This window comes from uncultured Streptococcus sp. (genome assembly GCF_915066115.1).
Classification (GTDB): Bacteria; Bacillota; Bacilli; order Lactobacillales; family Streptococcaceae; genus Streptococcus.
Genome location: NZ_CAJZDT010000150.1, coordinates 1 through 3,756 on the forward strand (window position 1 = coordinate 1; position 3,756 = coordinate 3,756).

Here is a 3,756-nt window from a genome sequence, read left to right on the forward strand (position 1 = left end):
GGAAAGCTTTTACCGTTTGGAATTAACCAAACAGACTGAAAAGAAAACTGAAAAACCAGAGATTCTAGACCTAGACTCTTTTTGGCAGGAAAGCGACTATCCAGAGGGACGCTTGCTAGCGCTCTTAATCCTAGAAATGGGGCTCTTACCGAGTGAGATTTTAGCTCTAAAGGTTGCGGATATCAACCTGGACTTTCAAGTGTTGCGAATCAAGAAGGCTTCCCAACAGAGAATTGTCACCATTCCTACAACTTTGCTTTCAGAATTGGAACCCTTGATGGGCCAGACCTATCTCTTTGAAAGGGGAGGGAAAGCCTATTCTCGTCAGTGGGCCTTTCGTCAGCTAGAATCCTTTGCCAAGGAGAAAGGGTTTCCGGCCTTATCAGCCCAAGCCTTGCGGGAACAGTTTATTCTAAGACAAATAGAAAACAAGGTCGATTTGTACGAAATTGCAAAAAAATTAGGATTAAAAACAGTCCTGACCATAGAAAAATATAGATAATGGATATTAAATTAAAAGATTTTGAAGGACCCCTGGACTTGCTTTTGCACCTGGTTTCTAAGTATCAGATGGATATCTACGATGTGCCCATTACGGAAGTCATCGAACAGTATCTAGCCTATGTCTCAACCCTGCAGGCTATGCGTCTGGAAGTGACGGGTGAGTACATGGTTATGGCCAGTCAACTCATGCTGATCAAGAGCCGTAAGCTCTTGCCAAAGGTGGCAGAAGTGACCGACTTGGAGGATGACCTGGAGCAGGACCTTCTCTCTCAAATTGAAGAATATCGCAAGTTCAAGCTCTTAGGAGAGCACTTGGAAGCCAAGCACCAAGAACGGGCCCAGTATTATTCCAAAGCGCCGACAGAGTTGATTTACGAAGATGCGGAGCTTGTTCATGACAAGACGACTATTGACCTCTTTTTGGCTTTTTCAAATATCCTAGCCAAGAAAAAAGAGGAGTTTGCACAGAATCACACGACTATCTTGCGGGATGAGTATAAGATTGAGGATATGATGGTCATCGTGAAAGAGTCCTTGACTGGACGAGATCAATTGCTCTTGCAGGATTTATTTAAGGAAGCCCAGAATATTCAAGAGGTCATCACCCTCTTTTTGGCAACCCTAGAGTTAATCAAAACCCAGGAGCTGATTCTTGTGCAAGAGGAAAGTTTCGGAGATATTTATCTCATGGAAAAGAAGGAAGAAAGTCAAGTGGTCCAAAGCTAGACTTGATAGAGAGGAAAGATGAGTACTTTAGCAAAAATAGAAGCGCTCTTGTTTGTAGCGGGTGAAGATGGGATTAGAGTCCGCCAGTTAGCTGAACTCCTCTCTCTGCCACCGACAGGTATCCAACAGAGTTTAGAAAAATTAGCCCAGAAGTGTGAAAAGGACCCAGATTCCAGTTTGGCTCTGATTGAGACAGGGGGCGCTTATAGATTGGTGACCAAGCCTCAGTTTTCAGAGATTTTGAAGGAATACTCTAAGGCACCTATCAACCAGAGTTTATCTCGGGCTGCCCTTGAGACCTTGTCCATCATTGCCTACAAGCAGCCGATTACGCGGATAGAAATTGATGCTATCCGTGGGGTCAACTCGAGTGGGGCCTTGGCAAAGTTGCAGGCCTTTGACTTGATACGAGAAGACGGGAAAAAAGAAGTGTTGGGGCGCCCCAACCTCTATGTGACTACGGATTATTTCCTAGATTACATGGGGATAAACCATTTAGAAGAATTACCAGTGATTGATGAGCTTGAGATTCAAGCCCAAGAAAGCCAATTATTTGGTGAAAGGATAGAAGAAGATGAGAATCAATAAGTATATTGCCCACGCAGGTGTGGCCAGTAGGAGAAAAGCAGAAGAGCTGATCAAGCAAGGCTTGGTGACGGTTAACGGCCAAGTGGTACGTGAACTAGCAACCACTATCAAGTCAGGAGACAAGGTCGAAGTTGAAGGTCAACCTATCTACAACGAAGAAAAGGTCTATTATCTGCTTAACAAACCACGCGGTGTCATTTCCAGTGTGACAGATGATAAGGGCCGCAAGACGGTTGTCGACCTCTTGCCCAATGTCAAAGAGCGCATCTACCCTGTAGGTCGTTTGGACTGGGATACATCAGGAGTCTTGATTTTGACCAATGATGGGGATTTTACGGATGAAATGATTCACCCTCGTAATGAGATTGACAAGGTCTATGTAGCGCGTGTTAAAGGTGTGGCCAATAAGGATAATCTCCGCCCCTTGACCCGTGGACTTGAGATTGATGGTAAGAAAACCAAGCCGGCTGTTTATGAGATTCTTAAAGTGGATCCAGGCAAAAACCGCTCTGTGGTGCAGTTGACTATCCATGAAGGGCGCAACCACCAGGTTAAAAAGATGTTTGAAGCTGTCGGTCTTCAAGTGGACAAGTTGTCACGGACTCGTTTTGGACATCTAGACTTGACAGGACTCCGTCCAGGAGAATCCCGTCGTCTTAATAAAAAAGAAATCAGCCAACTACACACCATGGCTGTAACCAAGAAATAATGAAACGAATTTTAATAGCGCCTGTGCGCTTTTACCAACGTTTTATCTCACCAGCCTTTCCACCCTCTTGTCGCTTTGAGCCTACTTGTTCCAACTATATGATTGAGGCTATTGAAAAACATGGCTTCAAGGGTGTTTTGATGGGCTTGGCTCGTATTCTCCGATGTCATCCTTGGTCGAAAATAGGCAAGGATCCTGTGCCAGACCACTTTTCACTCAAACGAAATCAAGAAGAAAAATAACCCAACATCAGGCGATGTTGGGTTTTCTTACTTATTTCAAAGCCTTTTGAGCATCTTCAATCATGAGTTTTGTTGATTCAAGACCGCCTCCACTTAGATACCAGAGGTCTGGTGTTAGTTGGATAATCTTACCGTTTTTAGCGGCAGGAGTTTCAGCGATAAGGGCATTTTCTAGGACACCGTCGTTACTAGAGTTGTCACCACCAATGGCAAGAGTACGGTTGATGACAAAGAGGATGTCAGGATTGATTTCTTTGACACTTTCAAAGCTGACTTCTTGTCCGTGGCGTGACTCTTCAAATTGAGTATCAGTTGGCTTGAATTTCAAGGTTTGATACAAGAAAGAGAAACGAGATTGGGCACCAAAGGCAGCCATTTTTCCTTCGTTGAGGAGGATAGCAAGGGCTTTTTTGTCAGAACTTTCGTTTTTAGTTGCGACTTCTTGGATGCTCTTGTCGAGATTAGCCAATTCTTCCTTGGCTTTCTGTGTACCAGTTTCACCAAAGGCGCCTGATAAGGATTCGATATTAGCCTTGGTAGAAGTCCAGTAGTCGTCCTTGCCTGCTTGGAAGAGAACAGTCGGAGCGATTTCGTTGAACTTATCTACGAATTTTTGGATACGTGGTGAAGCGATAATTAGGTCTGGTTCAAGAGCAGCAAGGGCTTCTAGGTCTGGCTCAACCATAGAACCAACATTTTTAACTTTTCCAGCTAGGTCTTTAAGATAAGTCGGAACAGTTTTTGTAGGCATTCCGACGATATTCTTTTCAAAACCTAAAGCGCGAATAGTATCCGCAGCACCGAGGTCAAAGGTCACAATCTTTTCAGGAACCTTTGAAAGTTTGACCTCATCTAGTGAACTTTTAATGGTTACCTCTGTTGGAGCAGAGCTACTTGACTCCGTCTTACTAGTGCTTGAGTTTGTACTACATGCACCAAGTAGGAGCAAGAAACTAGCCACTAGGGCAGTGAGGTAAAGTTTAAGGG

General features: G+C 44.2%; 6 protein-coding genes. 5 read left to right on the plus strand and 1 reads right to left on the minus strand.

Annotated features, from left to right (window positions below; all coding sequences use genetic code 11):
- The 5 genes from xerD to yidD all read left to right on the plus strand — a co-directional run.
- The coding region (xerD, locus tag QZ565_RS08555; protein ID WP_295528234.1) for a site-specific tyrosine recombinase XerD at positions 1 to 502 on the plus strand (502 nt) is incomplete at its 5' end.
- The gene (locus QZ565_RS08560) at positions 502 to 1,230 is read left to right on the plus strand and encodes a segregation/condensation protein A (RefSeq protein ID WP_261087387.1); all 729 of its coding nucleotides are present in this window, start codon (positions 502 to 504) and stop codon (positions 1,228 to 1,230) included. The genes xerD and QZ565_RS08560, both read left to right, overlap by 1 nt.
- Before the next feature lie 18 nt (positions 1,231 to 1,248).
- Positions 1,249 to 1,818, plus strand: a complete 570-nt coding sequence (gene scpB, locus QZ565_RS08565; RefSeq protein WP_125411577.1) for an SMC-Scp complex subunit ScpB — start codon at positions 1,249 to 1,251, stop codon at positions 1,816 to 1,818.
- Positions 1,805 to 2,527, plus strand: a complete 723-nt coding sequence (locus QZ565_RS08570; RefSeq protein WP_295528242.1) for a pseudouridine synthase — start codon at positions 1,805 to 1,807, stop codon at positions 2,525 to 2,527. Before scpB ends, QZ565_RS08570 begins: the two co-directional genes overlap by 14 nt.
- Positions 2,527 to 2,769, plus strand: coding sequence for a membrane protein insertion efficiency factor YidD (gene yidD / locus QZ565_RS08575; RefSeq protein WP_295528245.1), 243 nt, complete (start codon positions 2,527 to 2,529; stop codon positions 2,767 to 2,769). Before QZ565_RS08570 ends, yidD begins: the two co-directional genes overlap by 1 nt.
- A 31-nt stretch (positions 2,770 to 2,800) precedes the next feature.
- On the opposite strand, the gene QZ565_RS08580 is transcribed toward yidD, so the two are convergent.
- Positions 2,801 to 3,756 (minus strand): siderophore ABC transporter substrate-binding protein (locus QZ565_RS08580; RefSeq protein WP_295528248.1); only part of this gene is annotated, 956 nt, incomplete at its 5' end.